This is a genomic window from Lentilitoribacter sp. EG35 (genome assembly GCF_040784015.1).
Lineage (GTDB): Bacteria > Pseudomonadota > Alphaproteobacteria > Rhizobiales > Rhizobiaceae > Lentilitoribacter.
Genome location: NZ_JBFNGQ010000001.1, coordinates 25107 through 43137, shown reverse-complemented (window position 1 = coordinate 43137; position 18031 = coordinate 25107). Strand labels below are relative to the sequence as shown.

The 18031-nt window shown below is 44.7% G+C and carries 18 protein-coding genes; 7 read left to right on the top strand and 11 right to left on the bottom strand.

Annotated elements, in window-relative coordinates; translation table 11 throughout:
• Positions 1-2 precede the first annotated feature (2 nt).
• From AB2J24_RS00205 to AB2J24_RS00185, 5 genes are all read right to left on the bottom strand, one after another.
• Positions 3-1250: a Tm-1-like ATP-binding domain-containing protein gene (locus AB2J24_RS00205; RefSeq protein WP_367384007.1), complete on the bottom strand. Its 1248-nt coding sequence runs from the start codon at positions 1248-1250 to the stop codon at positions 3-5.
• Positions 1251-2735, bottom strand: coding sequence for an aldehyde dehydrogenase (locus AB2J24_RS00200; protein ID WP_367384006.1), 1485 nt, complete (start codon positions 2733-2735; stop codon positions 1251-1253).
• Positions 2736-2743: 8 nt separating this feature from the next.
• Positions 2744-4261, bottom strand: coding sequence for a tripartite tricarboxylate transporter permease (locus tag AB2J24_RS00195; protein WP_367384005.1), 1518 nt, complete (start codon positions 4259-4261; stop codon positions 2744-2746).
• 11 nt (positions 4262-4272) lie between these two features.
• Complete coding sequence (locus AB2J24_RS00190; protein ID WP_367384004.1) at positions 4273-4815, bottom strand: tripartite tricarboxylate transporter TctB family protein; 543 nt, start codon at positions 4813-4815, stop codon at positions 4273-4275.
• Between the two features lie 71 nt (positions 4816-4886).
• On the bottom strand, positions 4887-5822 hold the full coding sequence (locus tag AB2J24_RS00185) for a tripartite tricarboxylate transporter substrate-binding protein (RefSeq protein WP_367384003.1): 936 nt from the start codon (positions 5820-5822) through the stop codon (positions 4887-4889).
• A 105-nt stretch (positions 5823-5927) separates the two neighbouring features.
• On the opposite strand from AB2J24_RS00185, the gene AB2J24_RS00180 reads away from it, so the two are divergent.
• From AB2J24_RS00180 to AB2J24_RS00170, 3 genes are read left to right on the top strand one after another with little or no spacing between them, the layout of a single operon-like run.
• Positions 5928-6746 (top strand): IclR family transcriptional regulator, encoded by an 819-nt coding sequence (locus tag AB2J24_RS00180; RefSeq protein WP_367384002.1) that lies wholly within the window; start codon positions 5928-5930, stop codon positions 6744-6746.
• On the top strand, positions 6739-7389 hold the full coding sequence (locus AB2J24_RS00175) for an HAD-IA family hydrolase (RefSeq protein WP_162652878.1): 651 nt from the start codon (positions 6739-6741) through the stop codon (positions 7387-7389). Before AB2J24_RS00180 ends, AB2J24_RS00175 begins: the two co-directional genes overlap by 8 nt.
• A 7-nt stretch (positions 7390-7396) precedes the next feature.
• Positions 7397-8749, top strand: coding sequence for an aminotransferase class III-fold pyridoxal phosphate-dependent enzyme (locus tag AB2J24_RS00170; protein WP_367384001.1), 1353 nt, complete (start codon positions 7397-7399; stop codon positions 8747-8749).
• 54 nt (positions 8750-8803) lie between these two features.
• Here AB2J24_RS00170 and AB2J24_RS00165 read toward each other — a convergent pair whose 3' ends face one another.
• Entirely contained in the window at positions 8804-9598 is a 795-nt protein-coding gene (locus tag AB2J24_RS00165; RefSeq protein ID WP_367384000.1) for an inositol monophosphatase family protein, read from the bottom strand.
• A gap of 225 nt (positions 9599-9823) precedes the next feature.
• Between AB2J24_RS00165 and AB2J24_RS00160 the strand changes: the two genes are divergently transcribed.
• From AB2J24_RS00160 to AB2J24_RS00150, 3 genes are read left to right on the top strand one after another with little or no spacing between them, the layout of a single operon-like run.
• Positions 9824-10849 (top strand): ABC transporter substrate-binding protein, encoded by a 1026-nt coding sequence (locus tag AB2J24_RS00160; RefSeq protein WP_420883600.1) that lies wholly within the window; start codon positions 9824-9826, stop codon positions 10847-10849.
• Positions 10850-10852: 3 nt separating this feature from the next.
• Positions 10853-13084: an ABC transporter permease gene (locus AB2J24_RS00155; protein ID WP_367383999.1), complete on the top strand. Its 2232-nt coding sequence runs from the start codon at positions 10853-10855 to the stop codon at positions 13082-13084.
• A 15-nt stretch (positions 13085-13099) separates the two neighbouring features.
• A complete protein-coding gene (locus tag AB2J24_RS00150; RefSeq protein ID WP_367383998.1) occupies positions 13100-14173 on the top strand; it encodes an ABC transporter ATP-binding protein in 1074 nt (357 codons plus the stop codon).
• A gap of 105 nt (positions 14174-14278) precedes the next feature.
• On the opposite strand, the gene AB2J24_RS00145 is transcribed toward AB2J24_RS00150, so the two are convergent.
• The 5 genes from AB2J24_RS00145 to AB2J24_RS00125 form a co-directional block, all read right to left on the bottom strand.
• The gene (locus AB2J24_RS00145; RefSeq protein WP_367383997.1) at positions 14279-15040 is read right to left on the bottom strand and encodes a helix-turn-helix domain-containing protein; all 762 of its coding nucleotides are present in this window, start codon (positions 15038-15040) and stop codon (positions 14279-14281) included.
• A 3-nt stretch (positions 15041-15043) separates the two neighbouring features.
• A complete protein-coding gene (locus tag AB2J24_RS00140; protein ID WP_162652885.1) occupies positions 15044-15331 on the bottom strand; it encodes a putative quinol monooxygenase in 288 nt (95 codons plus the stop codon).
• Positions 15332-15345: 14 nt separating this feature from the next.
• Entirely contained in the window at positions 15346-15759 is a 414-nt protein-coding gene (locus AB2J24_RS00135) for a hypothetical protein (RefSeq protein WP_367383996.1), read from the bottom strand.
• A 213-nt stretch (positions 15760-15972) separates the two neighbouring features.
• Positions 15973-16122 carry a hypothetical protein gene (locus AB2J24_RS00130; protein ID WP_367383995.1) on the bottom strand — a complete coding sequence of 50 codons (150 nt, stop codon included), beginning with the start codon at positions 16120-16122 and terminating at the stop codon, positions 15973-15975.
• A gap of 359 nt (positions 16123-16481) precedes the next feature.
• Positions 16482-17222 carry an enoyl-CoA hydratase-related protein gene (locus AB2J24_RS00125; RefSeq protein WP_162652887.1) on the bottom strand — a complete coding sequence of 247 codons (741 nt, stop codon included), beginning with the start codon at positions 17220-17222 and terminating at the stop codon, positions 16482-16484.
• A gap of 26 nt (positions 17223-17248) precedes the next feature.
• On the opposite strand from AB2J24_RS00125, the gene AB2J24_RS00120 reads away from it, so the two are divergent.
• Positions 17249-18010: a helix-turn-helix transcriptional regulator gene (locus tag AB2J24_RS00120; protein ID WP_162652888.1), complete on the top strand. Its 762-nt coding sequence runs from the start codon at positions 17249-17251 to the stop codon at positions 18008-18010.
• Positions 18011-18031 lie beyond the last annotated feature (21 nt).

Sequence of the window (18031 nt, the reverse complement as noted above, 5' to 3'; positions counted from 1 at the left end):
TTTCAAGCTTGTCCAACTTGGTTAGATATGGTTCCATCTGTCAACCATTTATCAACTTGAAACAATACCGTGTTTGCGAACTCATCGTCATTAATATGAGCTTGTGTTTTCACTAGCTCGACATTTTGCGGGTGTTCTTTTTCAAGAGTTGCAAGAAAAACATCCAGTCCCACAGCATCATGAAGACCTTCTCCCGGCCGATCCCATTCCCCGCAACCACCTTCTGGCAATATTAAAACCGTTGGTCCATTGGCTTGTTTTAACTGCGTGGCATGAGCTCGCGCAACCTGAGACCGCTCCGCATGATCAAGCACGATAGATGTTAGAAGCCGATTATGAGCATGCGTGGTGTGATCATGCCATTTTTTTGGTATCTCTTGCCAACCAACAATGTCGACTAGATCATAACAACCGGGCGCTACGATTTGTGGTGTACCTGTACTACCCGCATTCGTTAACCTGTCCGCACCAGCCGAAATATTCGAACCAAGAATATGGTTGCCGAGTTCTTGCGTACATAAGTCCAACACAAGTGAGAACGCACCTTGTGCAGCAAGGCTTTCAAATGCTCTACCTCCCATTCCCGTTGCATGAAATACCGCAACTTCAAATCCTCTATCTTCCAATGCAGGCTTTAAAGTGACCATATACTTTAAAGCCGTCTTGCCAAGAGATGTCATACCAACAAGTGGTTTTTTGCGATTGGGCGCTTCCACTGCTCGAGTGGCTCCCAAAACGGCACCTGCGGCCTGGCTTAGCGATGATTTGCAAATTGAGTTAAGCCCATACAGACCACCCGCCCAAAGTATCATCTGCGTATCCGGCGCCATTCGTTCAGGAGGGATCAATGGCGAAAATGATACAGTGGAAACGATATATTTGGGAACACCTATCGGCAATGCGGAACAAACATCAAGTGCGAGATCGGTTCCCATTGTACCACCTAGAACAAGAGCGCCGTCGAATTTGCCCTCATTGAAAAGTCGACATGATAGAAGAGCAGCACCTTTGCCCATAATCTGCATGGCTTGATTTTCATCACCACAATCGATTGCGCTCCGTATAGAACTACCACCTTCTTCCGCCACCTGATGTTTAGAATAGTCTGTCGGGTCTGTCGGATTACCCAAAACGCTAACATCCATTGTCACCACATTCCCGCCTTGGGAATGAATGACATCTGCAATGTAATTCAGCTCGTCATCTTTCGTGTCATAAGTTCCGATGATCAAAATTGTTTTCGTAGTCATTTAAAGCTGTATCCATGCCGTTTTGAGGTTTGTATATTTTTCGATCGCATGCAGCGATTTATCCGCCCCGTTGCCAGATTGACCGACACCACCCAAGGGCACGGTTACATCTGCTCCACCATACGTATTCACATGAACAACTCCCGCACGGATCGATTTAATCATCCGATGCGCCCTAGAAATATTTGACGTCCAAACACCGGAGGCCAAACCGTAGTCTGTGCTATTGGCGAGCATTATGGCCTCTTGCTCATCCTTAAAACTCGTCACACTTAAAACCGGACCAAATACCTCTTTTTGAAAAAGCCTATCCGAGACTTTTACGCCATCAACAATTGTTGGTTCCATGTAAAATCCACCCGTATCAGCTAAACATCGTTTGCCACCAAAAACAACATTGCCGCCGTCTTCCGTAGCAATAGCAACAGCTTGTAAATTTTGCTGCAGCTGGTTTGACGAGTTAACGGCTCCAATTTTAGTTTCAAGTTGTAGCGGATTACCAGGCGTCATCTGTGTTGTCGCCTTAACGACAGCATTTACAAAGTCTTCCTTGATGTCATCCTGCACAAGCAAGCGGGAACCTGCTACACAGACCTGACCAGAATTTCGAAAAATCCCTCCCGCTACAGCTTTTGCTATATGCGCTAAGTCGTCTGCTTCATTAAAGACGATATGGGGCGACTTCCCGCCCAACTCCAAGTAAACTCGCTTAAGATTAGAACGCGCTGAATATTCAAGCAAACGTCGCCCCGTTGCGCCCGATCCGGTAAAGGCCAGCACATCCACATCCATTGAAAGCCCAAGCGCTTCTCCAACGACGCCACCCTCACCTGTGACAACATTTAAAACACCTTGCGGTAAACCTGCTTCCAATGCCAACTCCGCGAGCCGTATTAGAGTAAGTGAAGCTGTTTCGGCAGGCTTTAAAACAACACTATTTCCCACCGCCAATGCAGGCCCAATCTTCCATGTGCCAATCATCAAAGGAAAATTCCATGGAATAATTGCGCCCACAACACCAACTGGTTCTTGGGTAACCATTCCTAAAACGTCCTTCGCGGTGGGTGCAATCTCTCCATATTTTTTATCGATTGCTTCGCCGTAATATCGGATTGTTGCAGCAGCCGACATCGGTTCAGCCTTCAGCGCCATGGCTATTTCTGTGCCGTTATCTCTCGCGCCAAGCACCGCAAGTTCCAGTGCATTTTGCTCAATAAGATCCGCCCATTTGTGCATAACCCGCTTGCGAGCGGCCGGTGGTTGATCTTTCCATCGACCATCAACAAAGGCTTCTCGAGCCGATGCAATGGCTCGATCCATATCTTCTGCAGTACCGCGTGCAATTGTCGTTAATTTGGATCCATCAATTGGAGAGATCACATCCATAGTACCGCCATCAAATGAGGCTATGGCATTACCGTCTATAAGATGCTTCTGCGAGGCAACTTTGTTGGTACTTAGGGCATCAATTGCTGATTGTTCCATTATTTTTCCTAACGCATCTGAGTGTCGTGCAAATTGTGATCTGCATCAGGCTCGCGATTTCTATGCTCAATGATGAGAGTTCTAATGTGGAGTACAATTACCAAGATTATAAAACCGAATAGAATTGCCGCGATTGGCCGATCTATAAAATCAAGAGGCTCTTTCACACGGATCATTGCGCTTCTGAGTTTAGTTTCCATAATGCCACCCAAAACCATACCAAGCACTATGGGCACAATCGGTAGATTTTGGCGTTTGAGAATTAATCCAAGAAGTCCAAACGCCGCTGCAATGGCGCAATCTGTTGTAGAATTTCTGAGAGAATAGATGCCTACAAAGCTCAATATCAAAATAACCACACCCAGAAAACGGGTTGGAATCTGAATAATTTTGGTCAAAAGATTGGTTGAGAATAGAAGAAAAATCAGCACAATTACATTCAGCAACATCATTGCAATATAAAGCGCATAGACAAAGTCTAATTCGTTTTGAAAAAGTTGAGGGCCCGGAATAACATTGTGCACATAAAATACTGACAGCATCATTGCTGTTAGTGCCTCCCCCGGTATTCCCAGAGCAAGGAGAGGTATCATCGCCGCGGCAGGTACAGCATTGTTTGCGGATTCGGCAGCTATTAATCCTTCCGGCGAGCCTTTTCCAAACAATTCCGGGTTTTTTGACGATTTTTGCGCGTAGGTGTAAGACATAAATTGTGCTGTAAATTCTCCAACACCAGGCACCATTCCCATTAAAACACCAAAGCCAGAGGCAACAGCTGCAACTCTTTTATGGCCAAACAGTTCCTTTAGTCCTGAAAAAAGAGAACCCGTAACTTTCTGTAATCTGGGGCTTTCTTCCTTCTCCGTAAGCAATAAAAATGCTTGAGAAAGAGCGAAAAGACCAAGCACCACTACAATCAAATCTACACCCGATGATAACCAGGACTGACCAAATGTGAAGCGCTGCGTATATTTTATCGGTTCAAGCCCGACAGTATTTAGGAAAATACCCAACGAAGCCAGCATGCCGGCGGCAAAAATCTGTCCGCGGTGGGCGAGAACAACCAGAATAATACCAAGAAGAGCCGCTAAGAATATCTCACGACTACCAAAATGCGGCGCAATCCATGCCAAAACAGGAGATAATAAAATGAGGCACAATATGCCAAAGATGCCACCAAAAAAAGATGCAGAATAGGCCAGTGAAATTGCGCGCTTCGCCTGCCCTGCTTTCGTCATAGGATATCCATCATATGTCGTCAGAGCGTTGACCGCCGTACCAGGTGTATTGATTAATATTGCAGGGATAGATCCTCCATACATGGACGAACCATAAATCCCTAGAAGCAATGTGAGACCAACAAGCGGATCAAGAGAAAATGTTGCTGGCAATAAAATTGCAATAGCCACCGCAGCGCCAACACCCGGTATTGCGCCAATTACAACCCCACCAACAGAGCCAACTAACAACGCAGCTAATACATCCCATCTTGCCAACAGTCCGACAGCGGAAACGAGGTCTTCCATATTAAATTCTCCTAGAAATAGGTCAGCATGAATGCGCGGGTGGCGTCGGGAAGCAGCTCATAAATCTCGCCACCTGGTAATTTAACTTGAAGAAATGTTTTGAAAACCAAGACAACAGTGAATGCCATTGCAGCTGACAGACTGAGCATTTTAGTCGTTCGATAACCTTCTCGAAACGCCAACAACACTGCAAATAGAACGGTCGACAGCAGGTATCCAAACGTTGGAACTAAATATACATAAGCCATGAACCAAACGATATATTCAAGCGCCTTCAGCCAGAATGCAACTTCTTTCCATCGTCCTTCAATTTTGGGTGACACAAATGCGCTAATCCAATTTAAAGCCGCAAAAACTGTCATACATAAAATGGATATGATTGGCCAAAAAGCCGGTTGTGATAAGAACTTCGTTCCACTTTTCCATACGGTTTGACTATCTATTTGGCTAAGCAGAAAAAGCGACAAAACAAGAAAAAGAGACGCAAAAACGAAGTTACCTGGCCGACGATATCGCTGGAATAATTGCTTAAGTGTTTTGACCTGAACAAGCATCAAATCGCTCCCCCTTCGAATGATCTGGTAAATTGGGCGGCATGATCTTAACCGCCCAATCAGAGTAAGCCCTACTTCAACAGGTCTGCAACAGCACCCTGAGCTTTAATATCAGCTTCGATTTGAACGGTTGAGGCGTCTGCATCCTGCCAATAGACCTGCGCGCCAGTTTCAGTGGCAAGTTTTTGAGCACGTTCAGAAAGAACTGTCTCTTTTGCAACAGCTATGATTTTTTCGCGCACGTCCTGAGGCGTATCCTTATGCACGAAAAGACCATTCCAAAGCGCAAGAGGAATTTCAGGAACCAACTCTGCAACCGTTGGCGTATCTGGCGTTAGCGGAATACGCTTATTACCAATTGATGCGAGAATTTTAATTTTGTCCAGACAAGGCAACACCAGTTGAAGAGTTGTGTTCATGACATCCACATCTCCCGATGCCAAAGAATTACAATCGAGCGCATCAAAAGCGGCCTCAGAAGAAAAACTGAAACCCTTGGCCTTAGCCAGTGCAAAAGTCACCTGAGTTGGCGGCATCGGCGCACCAAAATGCCCTAAAGCTACATCATTGTTTTTCGCATGAACTGCAAGTCCATCGATGTCGCTGTAAGGAGCGTTTTCACCTGCAACAATTACAAATGGATAGGTTAGAAATATACCAAGCGGCTCAAACGGATTTGGGTCTAACTCGGGAATACCTATAAGCGGACCCACTGTAGGAACATCAACAACGAACGATCCGATCGTGTAGCCATCGGCCGGTGCAGTTGCGACAGAAGCTGCGCCGGGGAATGGACCACCCCCACCGCCAGGCTTGTTTACAACGGCAGCAGGCGATCCGTATTTCGTTTGAAAATCCTCCGCAATCATCCGCGTAAGAACATCCTCCAAGTCACCTGGAGGAAATGGCACGACAAATTCAACCGGCTTTTCAGGGTATTCTGCATGAGCGGCAATTGGCATAGCAACAGCGGCCAACAACACTCCTAAAGAAAGTATTTTTTTCATTTGACTAACAAAGCTCCCTCTTGTTAAGGTTCATTATTTGAACCATTGGTATCATTATTGTTGCCATTTAAATCTATTTGTGTCAACAAGGTGAAAGCGAATGTCATGCAATTTCGCCATGACAATGAAAGAAACGATATGGGTACGATCACAAAAGCACTTGAAATGTTAGGGTATTTTTCAAGTTCACAGCCTGAAATTGGCCTCACTCAATTTGTGTCATTGAGTGGTCGCGATAAGGCAACAGTTCATCGTCATTTAGTAGAATTGACCAAAAACGGGATTTTGGAGCAAGATCAAAAAACACGTTTATACAGGTTGGGTTCCAAAATATTACGCCTCGCAGCGGTTCGAGAAATTACGCACCCACTGCGCTCCGTTGCAGAACCTGTTGTTCGCAGAATTTCCGAGCAAGTTGGAGAATTAGCACATTTTACCATTTTGCAAGATATGAGTGCCCAGTCAGTTTGTTTTTACGATCCTCAAATACATGGCACGCATGTTCACTATAACGCTTCGGAAATTTTTCCATTGCATGCGACGTCATCAGGTTTAGCAATACTTGCGTTTGGACAAAGCGATATTCGTCGGGCTGTGAGAGAGTTAAGCCTGCGCACCTATACGAACAAAACAATCACAGATCACGCACAATTGGACGCCATGATTTCTGATGTTCAGAAAACAGGCTTCAGCTTCCTCAAAAGCGCCTACGATGTGGAGGTCAGTTCACAGGCTGCTCCGATTTTCGGCTCAGATGGACAAGCAATGGGTGCACTTTCAATCGCCGTTCCAAATGTACGTATGTACGAGGGCAGAGATGGGGCGCTTAAAAAAGCATTATCGCAAGGTGTTCATGAACTGACACATGCGATCGGGGGTGTTGTTCCACCAGAACTTGCAACAAGGTGGGAGCATAATGTCTGACAAAGCTCTCATTCTAGATTTTGGTGGCGTGATTTCTCGCACATTATTTGAAACACATGACATCACCGAAAAGGCCTTAGGGTTGCCATCTGGCAGCCTAACCTGGATGGGACCATTTGATCAGGCAAATGATCCATTGTGGCTGTCCATGCAAAACGACGAGATCTCCGAACGCGATTACTGGAAAATCCGCACACAGGAAGTGGCGCACCTAACCAACCAAAACTGGTCTGAAATGTCTGACTTCGTCAAAGCAGCAAGGGGTGCAGATCCATCAGCAGTTATTCGCCCTGAATTTCTGGAAACACTTGCCAGTGTAAAAAAGGCAGGCATTAGAACCGCAATCTTATCGAATGAACTCGACCTATTTTATGGGGCGGGCTTCCGAAACAAGCTTCCGTTCTTATTTGAAATCGATGTCATTCACGACGCAACATACACAAAAAACCTGAAACCATCCCCTACTGCCTACACCAACATTCTTGACGAACTTGGGCTATCGGCAGGAGCATGTGTTTTTGTTGATGATCAAGTTCGAAATATTACCGGCGCACAAACTGTGGGCCTTCCAACAGTACAATTTGATGTAAAAAAGCCAAGACAAAGTTACCAAGAAGCCTTGTCACTACTTGGCCTGATTTGAGGATCTTATGAAAAGCGAAAACTTCCTGAAAGAAAACAATGCCCGCAGTCTTTGGCACCCGATGGCTCATCCAGCTGATAGTATTGCAAACCCTCCAGAGATCATCATGAAAGCTGAAGGGGTTAAAATTACGGATATTAATGGACATCAAACAGTTGATGCTGTTGGTGGTCTGTGGAATGTCAATTTGGGTTATTCCTGCCAACCCGTAAAGCAGGCAATTAGCGAACAGCTTAATAAGTTGCCATATTACTCGATTTTTCGTGGCACAACAAACGATGTCATAATCGAATTGAGCGAAATGCTTCGTGACTTTTTTGAACCAGATGGCCTGTCACGCGCTTTCTATACATCGGGCGGTTCAGACAGTATAGAAATTGCGCTCCGGCTTGCCCGCCAATATCATAAAATTCGTGGTGAGGCTGGCCGTGTTAAATATCTAAGTCTTAAAAAAGGTTATCACGGCACACATACCGGTGGCGCTTCTGTAAACGGCAATGCAAATTTCAGAACCCAGTATGAACCCCTAATGCCAGGATGTTATCATATCCCGGCCCCCTATACTTATCGCAACCCATTTAATGAAACAGACCCACAAAAACTGGCACAGGCATGCCTTTCTGCAATGGAAGATGAAATTAAATTCCAAGGCGCCGAGACAATTGCTGCAATGGTAATGGAGCCAATTTTGGGTGCCGGCGGCGTCATTCCACCACACGAAACATTTATGCCGGGTGTTCGCGCATTATGCGATAAATACGGTATATTGCTTATCGCAGATGAAGTCATCACAGCTTTTGGTCGCACAGGGAGTTGGTCAGGATCACGCCATTGGGGTGTAAAGCCCGACTTCATGTGTACAGCCAAAGCAATCACGAATGGATATTTTCCATTTGGTGCAGTATTAATTTCAGATCAAATCGCCGAGATATTTGAAGGTGATAAAACCGGCAAAGCAGCCATCGGATCAGGATATACCTATTCAGGCCATCCCGTTGGTGCTGCAGCTGCAATTGCCTGCTTGAAAGAAACAGTTTCATTAAAAGTGAATGACAATGCAAGTGCCAGAGGAGAACAACTTTTTGCTGGAATTAATGCGCTTAAAACGAAACACGGCATCATCGGTAATATCAGAGGCGGGCACGGTCTAATGTGCGCTTTGGAGCTGGTAAGTGACAAAACATCAAAGACACCAATTGACAAGGCCACGATTAACAATATTCAAAAAACTGCCTATGAAAGCGGAGCGATGGTACGAGTATCGGGCAACAACATTATTCTATCTCCACCATTGATTATAAATGAAGATGAAACCGATATCATTATATCAGCACTAGATACTGGTTTTGGGTCTATTTAGACCCAAAACCAGCTTCCGTAAACAGCCTTTTAATTTACACGGTACTTCCTCTAATTAGCCATCGAATGCAGCATTGCTCATTTCAACCAGCTCGTCGAAAACATCTGGTGAGCCTGTTACAACACGACCACCTTTATCCAACATAGCGTTAGCACTTTGGTTTTCATTTTTTCCACCAGCCTCGGCTATAAGTAATTGGCCGGCAAGACAGTCCCAAGCATTCATGTGAGGTTCGCTGTAACCAATTAATCGGCCAGCCGCAACGTAAGACAACATGAGTGCGCCAGACGCATTGCGGTAGAAAATACCACCGCGAGAAACAAGGGCCTCGATAAATTTTACAATGAGATCTGTTTCTGTGCGTCCATTCATTCCCACACCTGTGCTACCAACGTGTAATCCTTTTGTTTTAGCAACTGCCATTTTCGTATTATTTAAGTATGCACCTTCACCTTTGGCACTCCAAAACATCTCGTTATTGCTGGGTTCAAAAACGACACCAATTTTTGTCTGATCCTCATGAACACACGCCAAAACAACACACCATGCCGGTATCGCAGTTAGAAAATTTGCTGTTCCGTCAATTGGATCGATGACCCACGTATATCCCGACGTTCCTGCTAGATTATCATGCTCTTCTCCGACTATGCCATCATCTGGAAATTGCTCTGAAATCTTGGCACGAATAAATGTTTCTACATCTTTGTCGGCATTGGAGACCAGATCCTGAGCACTCTTTTGCTCGACAACCAAATCACCTATGGCACCGAAAAAGACTAAAGCTTTTTCCCCGGCTGCTCGCGCTGTGTCTTTCGCAAAGTTAAGTCTAGAGTTCAATTCAGCACTCATCTGAACATCCTTTTGTCAATGAAATTATTTGTTGATTTGCTCTAACTAAATCGTTTCATGAAAAGCAAGAGGATGCAAGCTGATATCGATAACATGAAACTATCTTTCTGGCACAGACCAATAGTTTCACTATGTGAACGGGCTTTTGAACACCATTGACAAGTTGCAGAACATAAGAGCTAATGATGACTGTCATAAAACTGTCACAAAGTTTGGGAGGACTTCATGAAAAAAACAACACAAATGCTATTCGCTGCTGCAGCAATCTTTTCGGTTTCGACAACAATGGCAAGTGCCGCAAAGCTGACTTTTTACTGTAGCGCACAAGAAGACTGGTGCCAGTTAATGGCAAACAAGTTTCAAGATGCGACAGGTATCAAAGTCAATATGACCCGCAAGAGTTCCGGCGAAACATTTGCTCAAGTCAAAGCTGAAAGTGCAAACCCAAAAGGTGATGTGTGGTGGGGTGGAACTGGTGATCCACATCTGCAGGCAGCAGAGGAAGACTTAACAGAGCCCTATGTTTCACCAATGCGCAGTGAATTAAACGACTGGGCGATCTCACAAGCTACTTCAGCTGGTGACAAAACAATTGGAATATATTCTGGTGCTCTTGGCTATGGATATAACGAGGATCTTCTCAAAGCCAACAACCTGCCCGCGCCATCATGCTGGAAAGACCTGACTAAGCCTGAATATAAAGGCTTTGTTCAAATGGCTAACCCAAATTCATCAGGAACAGCTTACACAACCTTAGCAACAATGGTTCAGTTATTCGGTGAAGATGAAGGCTTCCAGTTTATGAAAGACCTCCATAAAAACATCAACCAGTACACAAAGTCTGGCTCTGCTCCTATCAAGGCGGCTGGACGTGGTGAAAATACTGTCGGTATCGTTTTCATGCACGATGCGGTTAAGCAAGCCGTTTCTGGGTTCCCAATCAAGGTTGTCGCACCATGCGAAGGTACGGGCTATGAAATTGGTTCTATGTCCATCATTAAGGGTGCCCGCAATATGGACGAAGCTAAAAAGTTCTATGATTGGGCATTAAGTGCTGATGCGCAAACACTGGCATTAGACGTAAAAGCGTACCAAGTTCCCTCCAACAAAGGTGCAAAAACATCTCCTTCTGCACCTGATTTGTCATCTATCAAACTTATTGATTATGACTTTAAGAAGTATGGATCGAGTGCAGAACGCAAACGCTTATTGAAAAAATGGGATGACGAAGTCTCAACATTACCGCAATAAGTTATGACAATTACTGCTCAGGCAGCGAATAAGAAAAATCTATCCCATCCGACATTAGTCCTGTGGATTATTGTTGGGTGGGTTGGGTTTTGCATCTTACCTTGGTACGGATCGGAAGAGGGAATTTTCTCATTCGAGTGGCTTTTTTACGGCTATCCATTTGATGAAGATTATGCGCCTGCTTTATTTCTCATTCTGCAAGGCAAAAAACTCTGGCTGCTGCCACTTATAGCATTTCTCCTTCTCCCTTTATGGGCGCTCAAGGGATTAAAAAGCGATGCTTTGCATGGAAAAATTCTAATTATTGCTGGGGCGCTCGGGTTTGGCTGGCTTATCGCACAAGGGTTTTCAATCGGCATCAGGGGGTGGAATTTTTCCATTCTTGAAACCTTAATTGGGCCTTTAAACGACCGTCAATTCGGCATGGGCAGTGGTGCCATGCTAGCGGCCAGCGCGCTTTTATTCATCCTCACACAGGGTATAGCTGCACGGGGAGCTGTTAATGGCGACATCTTCGTAGTGGGTGCAATAGGGTTTGTTATCACGATCGTAACAGCCTTTGTATTCTATCCGATTTTTAACATGCTCGCCTCAGCATTTATCACAGATGATAACAGCTATTCTTTGAGTGTTTTCTTCCAAAAACTAACGGATCGCCGACTCTGGGGATTAGCCTGTTTCTCGGGAGGTCGGTGTGGGGCTGCGTGGAACTCACTTGTTTTAGCAATTCTGGTTGGATTTATTACGACGATACTTGGACTTGCATTTGCGCTTGTTGTAACGCGAACAGGGTTCAAACTTAAGCGCGGATTACGCGCGCTCACAGTCTTACCAATTATCACGCCACCATTTGTAATTGGTCTTGCAATCATTTTATTATTTGGCTTGTCGGGCAGTGTCACTCAATTCATTGCAGATCTATTTGGCATTACGCCAACGCGCTGGGTCTATGGAATGCCGGGCGTACTAATAGCACAAGTCTTGGCGTTCACTCCGATTGCATTTCTGGTGCTTATTGGTGTTGTTGAAGGTGTTAGCCCGTCAATGGAAGAAGCTGCACAGACATTACGAGCAAGCAAGTGGCACACATTCCGTACGGTATCACTTCCTTTAATGCGCCCCGGGCTAGCCAATGCTTTCCTGCTTGGCTTTATCGAAAGCATGGCCGACTTTGGCAACCCGCTCGTATTGGGAGGAAATTTCGATGTTCTCTCAACCGAAATTTTCTTTGCGATTGTTGGCGCTCAATATGACCAAGGTCGTGCAGCAATTTTGGCGCTCGTGCTTCTCATATTCACACTAGGTGCTTTTTGGGCTCAGCGTTTTTGGCTTGGTAAAAAAAGCTATACGACTATGACCGGCAAAGGCGATTCTGGCGTTCATCCCCATCTGCCTATCAGGCTTGCTTTGCCTGCTTTCTTGATCGTCGGAACATGGACATTCTTCACAATCGTCATTTATGTCATGATTGTCTATGGTTCGGTCGTTGAGCTTTGGGGTGTCAATAATGCGCTTACATTCAAGCACTATGTGACAGCATTCTCACTTCGCTTTGATGCAGAAGGCATTCGCCTGACTGGATCTGCATGGGATTCATTTTGGACCACACTCCAAATTGCGGCATTGGCCGCACCACTAACTGCAATTATTGGCCTGATAACGGCATACTTACTGACAAGGCAGAATTTTGCTGGCAAAAATGCGTTCGAATTTGGAACAATGTTGAGTTTTGCTATTCCCGGCACTGTCATCGGTGTGAGTTATATTCTTGCCTTTAACGTACCACCGATTGAAATCACGGGCACCGGTATCATACTCATCGTAAGCTTTATTTTCCGGAACATGCCAGTTGGTGTTCGCGCCGGTATTGCATCGATGTCACAACTCGATAAAAGTCTGGATGAATCATCTCTGACACTAGGAGCTAATTCCTGGCAGACATTTTTGCATGTAATTTTGCCACTTCTGAAACCCGCTATTCTGGCTGCATTAGTGTATTCGTTTGTTCGCGCTATGACAGCCATATCAGCGGTCATTTTTCTCGTCAGCGCTGAGTATAATATGGCAACAAGTTATATTATTGGGCGTGTAGAAAACAACGACTATGGTCTGGCAATTGCCTATTCCACCACCTTGATATTTGTCATGCTTGCGGTTGTTGGCTTGCTGCAAATATTAGTCGGGAAAACTAAAGTCGGGCGACGATTAGATCAATCGCGCACAAATGTGACATAAAACTAAGGTAGCCCCATGCTCAAATCAAATAGTAAAGCCGCTTCAGTCTCCTTTAAAGGTGTCACTAAGATCTATGGCACCGACGTACGCGCCGTGGACAATGTTTCTCTCGATATTGCGACTGGAACACTTGTTACTCTTCTTGGGCCTTCGGGGTGCGGTAAAACTACCACTTTGCGAATGATTGCCGGACTAGAGATGACGAGCGCAGGAACCGTTCATATCGGCGACACAGATGTTACTATGCTTCCGGCAACGGATCGTGATGTGTCGATGGTTTTTCAGTCCTATGCGCTCTTCCCACACATGAGTGTTTTGGAAAATGTTTCCTATGGATTAAAATTCTCTGGGTTTGGAAAAACCGAAACTAAAGAGCGCGCACTAGCGGGACTGGAATTGGTGGGATTAACTGGATACGGTAACAGACTTCCAAGTGAACTATCAGGTGGTCAGCAACAGCGTGTCGCAGTGGCAAGAGCACTCGTGTTGGAACCGCAAGTTCTATTGTTTGACGAACCACTTTCAAATCTTGATGCAAAACTGCGTCGCAAGGTCCGCGAAGAAATACGTGAAATTCAGCAAAAACTTGGCCTCACGGTTGTCTATGTTACGCACGATCAGGAAGAAGCACTTGCGGTGTCAGACCGCATAATCGTCATGAATAATGCCGTAATTGCACAAGATGGTACACCGCGCGAGCTTTATGAAGAGCCCGCCAGCCGCTTCGTTGCAGATTTTATCGGTGAAGCAAATATCTTAGAATGCCAGATAAAGACAGTCAAAGACGATGTAGCCAAGGTTGTGCTGGGCGATTACAAAATTAAACTCCCATCAAGAGGACTAAAACCAGGTCATACATATTTAGCTGTACGCCCAAACCGAGTTCATATTAGTGCTGACGTTAATACAGTCGGTATTTCAGGTGAGATTATTCGCCAAACTTATGTTGGCAACCATCTTGAATTGACGATCAAGACAGCATTCGGCGAAATTTTTGCCACCTCGTCAAACGTGGATAGCAAATATGAAATTGGAGCTGAAGTCCGTGTTTCATTCAGTGATAAAGGCCCAGTTTTACTGCATGAGTAAAAATTGCTCAAACGATAAACCAAGCACATCAAGATAATACCCAGTATTCATACAAATTTTAGGCAAATGAGGAAACACCTTATGGAGCTGGGAGCATGATGCCAACTAATAGCCTTGCAGTCTTTTACGAAATTCAGAAGGTGTTGTATCAGCAAAGCTCAAAAAGGCTCGATTGAACGCACTTAAAGAGGCAAAACCGCAATATCCTGCAACTTGAATTATTGAAAGCGATGTATCCGACAGGAGTTCAATTGCTTTAATCATTCGCAACCGCGAAAGTGCCTGCGACCAGGTCATCCCTAGACTATCTGAAAATCTTCTTTGCATGGTTCGTTCTGATAAGTTTGCAGCTTTCGCTACATCCGCCGCCTTTAACGCTTCCTCTAGCCTGTCCTCGGAAATCTGCAAAGCTTTTTGTATCGAAGGCTCGTGCGAATACGGTCGTCTGACATCGACAGATATGTCGACGAGGTCCGCACATAGGTTAAGTAAAGCAAGGAAAAAAACTTCCGCTTCTGGCGGGTGTACATCTTCAGCACCCCACCGCTTACAATGTTGGATCATGCCGCACGCAAGTTCAGACATTTGAAAAACAGAGGGTTGTTCAGGGAAGTTGGTGCAAAATTGCGGGCGAATAAGAACTGAACAACTGGTAACAGGCTTTGCAATATCGACAATAAAAGCCGTGTTTGCCGGAATCCAGGCCGCAAAAGATGGGGGCAAAAGCCAACTCTGCTTATCAATAGTAATATTCAGCGCACCTTTAACAGCATAAAGCAGGTAGTCACGCTCGAAAACCGCGCTCAAGGGTGAGCGCGGTTCGATATCCTGGAAAAAACAATATGCAGCATGGGGTGAATCGACCATACTTTAGATGTTATCAACTCTTGCTACATGAGTCACAGGAATTGCGGACATCAGAGGGCGCAGGCTTTGACCAAGTTTTGCAAATATGTCACTTGCCTTATAGGTATCAAACGCCTCAATAGTCTCCCAGTGCTGAAGAATAGCAATGCCATCACCAGCAACGTTACGAAACAGCGCATAATGTTTGCACCCATCCATCATGCGGACTTCATTTGCCTGTTCATCAAATAAGGCAATTGCGTTACCCAGATCATTTGGCGCAAATGTTGCCTCGACGGTAATTAAAATCATTTCAACTTTCCTCTCTAAAGCTTTTCGGGGTTTCCAGTTTGGATGCGTTTTACAATGCCACGCGGTTTGGCCAAGGCTGTATCAATTACAGTGAAACCATCAACGCCACGTACAAGTTTAGTGCAGCTATTTTTTGGCCCATTATCCCAATTAATACAGTATTGATCACCGCTGATTGACCATGTCCCCACGAGCAATGAACCTGCGGGCAATTGAGCTTTCGCTATACCATCTGCGGCATAGTAAATTGGTGCCGTTCCACCGTCTGGCGCTCCGGGGGCACCTTTGGGAATATCAACATAAAGTGTGTTACCAGTAATCAGTGCATCGAGCTGAATATCATTCATGGTGTCGTCAGCCATGGCAATATTAACTGAGCAAAATATCGCGGATGCAGCGATCAAAATTGAAATGGTTTTATGCGTCATGGAGAGTTCCTTTCATTCAAAGACACTCTCCTTGTTTATTCACTTCTCAATTGGCGGTCTTACATATACTCGCCAATCACAGGCCCTAAGCCGCCATTATTGAAATATTGCTCTTGCCTGAAAAACATTGAGACCCACATGCTTCAGTGAACTTCTCTATATCAGAATGCTCTCACAACATTCGTTGAGTAAAAAATACAATGCTGATCGTGGTCATTGTTTGCATAACAGAACCAACTCATCGCACCTTAGACGCTCTAATTCTGTCAACATGTAACCTTGATCATCAATATGTTCTGCTTCATCAAAATATTTGACGAACTCACAGTGGCTCAAACCTTCGTCACAAAAATCTTCGGCCATCAATTTGCACCAGGTGGATAATATGTTGCCAGCAGCTTTGATTTTATTTTGTAGTCAAAACTTGACAACTTGTCTTAACGAAACAAACTAATGCGGTTACCAGGCATGAAGACGACCAGTTCTCAATAGATTTATATGACTTCATCACCCCAGAAAGCAATTGTCAAAAACCACTGACATCGGTCAGAAGTTATTGTCCAATCCATGGCGCACAATCAACTATGGACTCTCAATTAGACCAACCTAAATCTGAGGCATCTGCGCTAACGTCATACAGATAGATGACCATGATCTAATCATTTTCTTGAACTCTGTTTTAACTTTTCATTGTTGAGATTTACTAGAATTTTCATGCACATTTAAGCCGGAGCTGCTGAGATACAACGTTCAAATTCAAATATTTCGCGGCACATGGCGGCGTTCATATCATCAACCGGTAACCGTACAAGTGCTCTTGAAGCCATAAGCGCATTGAGTGGCTTTCTGATGATTTTGGTTTTCACATTATTGATTTCAGTGATCGCATCATCATAGCTATCAACAACTTCATCAATCAATCCATATTCTAGCGCTTTTGTGGCACGCCATTTGTCACCAAGGACAAGAAGTTTAAAAGCATTACGATAACCCAGTTGTCGTGGGCCCAACACTGAAGACGCAGCTTCCGGTGTGACATTTAGATCAACGAATGGCGTATGAAAAAATGCGCGTTTAGTAGCTATTACAACATCGCAATGGAATAAAAGCGTCGCACCAATACCAATAGCTGCGCCGTCAACAAGTGCTAACAAAGGTTTCTTATTCTCAACTAAGGATCGTAAAAAGCGTCTGGTGCACTGACCAAGTCGATTTTTCTCCTGCGTTTCGGTTAACCCATCCAGTGAGTTCCCGATGGAAAAGATACCATCGTCACCCTGAATAAAAATGCATTTCACATCCGGAGACGTGTTTGCGACTTCGATCATTTCAGCAAGTGCATTGTATAAATCTTCGTCCAGTGCATTCTTTTTTGTTTTATTAGAAAGACTTATGTTCATCGAAAAATTTTCTACGTTCATCAAAACCCTTGATTTCGCATTAGTAAAATTTAATAATTCCATAATTAACTACTCCTGTGGGCGGGCAAATGATATTTGATGAAGGGTTTCTTGATAAAAGAGTTTTCGTTGACTCGATTATCGACGCTGTCGCTAAGATAAAATCTTGCGAGAATGAAGCGGCAGTTTACGATGTATTGGTTCAAACCGCGCAAATATTTGGCATGACCTCTTTTGGCATCTCTGGTATACCCTTGCCCGGTGAGGATATGCGTCCATATTTTATGTTGAATGGCTGGGATGTTGAGTGGCAAGCGCGCTACATAAACCAAGGTTATGTGCATACCGATCCGGTAATTCATCGTTGCACTCATTCGATTGAGCCATTTTGTTGGGCCGATGCAACAAACGGTCGGAAGCTTTCTCCCAATGCTCAAAAAATCATGAATGAAGCCCGTGCATTTGATATGCTTTATGGGTTTGCGATACCAATTCATTCGATCAAGGGCCAGCAAGCTATTGTTACGTTTGGAACTGATCATTACGACCTCTCGGAGGAAGATGAAGCCGCATTACACATGATTGCAATATATGCCCATGCACAGCTAAGAAAATTTAAAAGAACAGCTACTCCCGAGGCGCTGCCACGAGATGTTAGCAGGATAACACCGCGCGAAAAAGAATGTTTATTATGGGCTTCAGAAGGAAAAACCAACGACGATGTCGCTGAGATACTATCGATTTCTCGGAGTATGGTTGAGACGCATTTGGCGCGAGCTGGGAGTAAATTGAACACTTGTGGCAAGACCCATCTGATAGCTGAAGCAATCCGTTCAGGTATTATCCGATGATTTTTATCCGTTACTAGGTGT

Bases quoted from the DNA above. Each gene is read 5' to 3' on its own strand.
- AB2J24_RS00165 (WP_367384000.1), bottom strand. From the start codon at position 9,598: ATGAGTGCTGAATTGAACTCTAGACTTAACTTTGCGAAAGACACAGCG.
- AB2J24_RS00170 (WP_367384001.1), top strand. From the start codon at position 7,397: ATGAAAAGCGAAAACTTCCTGAAAGAAAACAATGCCCGCAGTCTTTGG.
- AB2J24_RS00200 (WP_367384006.1), bottom strand. From the start codon at position 2,735: ATGGAACAATCAGCAATTGATGCCCTAAGTACCAACAAAGTTGCCTCG.
- AB2J24_RS00120 (WP_162652888.1), top strand. From the start codon at position 17,249: ATGATATTTGATGAAGGGTTTCTTGATAAAAGAGTTTTCGTTGACTCG.
- AB2J24_RS00135 (WP_367383996.1), bottom strand. From the start codon at position 15,759: ATGACGCATAAAACCATTTCAATTTTGATCGCTGCATCCGCGATATTT.
- AB2J24_RS00160 (WP_420883600.1), top strand. From the start codon at position 9,824: ATGAAAAAAACAACACAAATGCTATTCGCTGCTGCAGCAATCTTTTCG.
- AB2J24_RS00185 (WP_367384003.1), bottom strand. From the start codon at position 5,822: ATGAAAAAAATACTTTCTTTAGGAGTGTTGTTGGCCGCTGTTGCTATG.
- AB2J24_RS00155 (WP_367383999.1), top strand. From the start codon at position 10,853: ATGACAATTACTGCTCAGGCAGCGAATAAGAAAAATCTATCCCATCCG.
- AB2J24_RS00125 (WP_162652887.1), bottom strand. From the start codon at position 17,222: ATGGAATTATTAAATTTTACTAATGCGAAATCAAGGGTTTTGATGAAC.
- AB2J24_RS00150 (WP_367383998.1), top strand. From the start codon at position 13,100: ATGCTCAAATCAAATAGTAAAGCCGCTTCAGTCTCCTTTAAAGGTGTC.
- AB2J24_RS00175 (WP_162652878.1), top strand. From the start codon at position 6,739: ATGTCTGACAAAGCTCTCATTCTAGATTTTGGTGGCGTGATTTCTCGC.
- AB2J24_RS00180 (WP_367384002.1), top strand. From the start codon at position 5,928: ATGCAATTTCGCCATGACAATGAAAGAAACGATATGGGTACGATCACA.
- AB2J24_RS00145 (WP_367383997.1), bottom strand. From the start codon at position 15,040: ATGGTCGATTCACCCCATGCTGCATATTGTTTTTTCCAGGATATCGAA.
- AB2J24_RS00205 (WP_367384007.1), bottom strand. From the start codon at position 1,250: ATGACTACGAAAACAATTTTGATCATCGGAACTTATGACACGAAAGAT.
- AB2J24_RS00190 (WP_367384004.1), bottom strand. From the start codon at position 4,815: ATGCTTGTTCAGGTCAAAACACTTAAGCAATTATTCCAGCGATATCGT.
- AB2J24_RS00140 (WP_162652885.1), bottom strand. From the start codon at position 15,331: ATGATTTTAATTACCGTCGAGGCAACATTTGCGCCAAATGATCTGGGT.
- AB2J24_RS00195 (WP_367384005.1), bottom strand. From the start codon at position 4,261: ATGGAAGACCTCGTTTCCGCTGTCGGACTGTTGGCAAGATGGGATGTA.
- AB2J24_RS00130 (WP_367383995.1), bottom strand. From the start codon at position 16,122: ATGGCCGAAGATTTTTGTGACGAAGGTTTGAGCCACTGTGAGTTCGTC.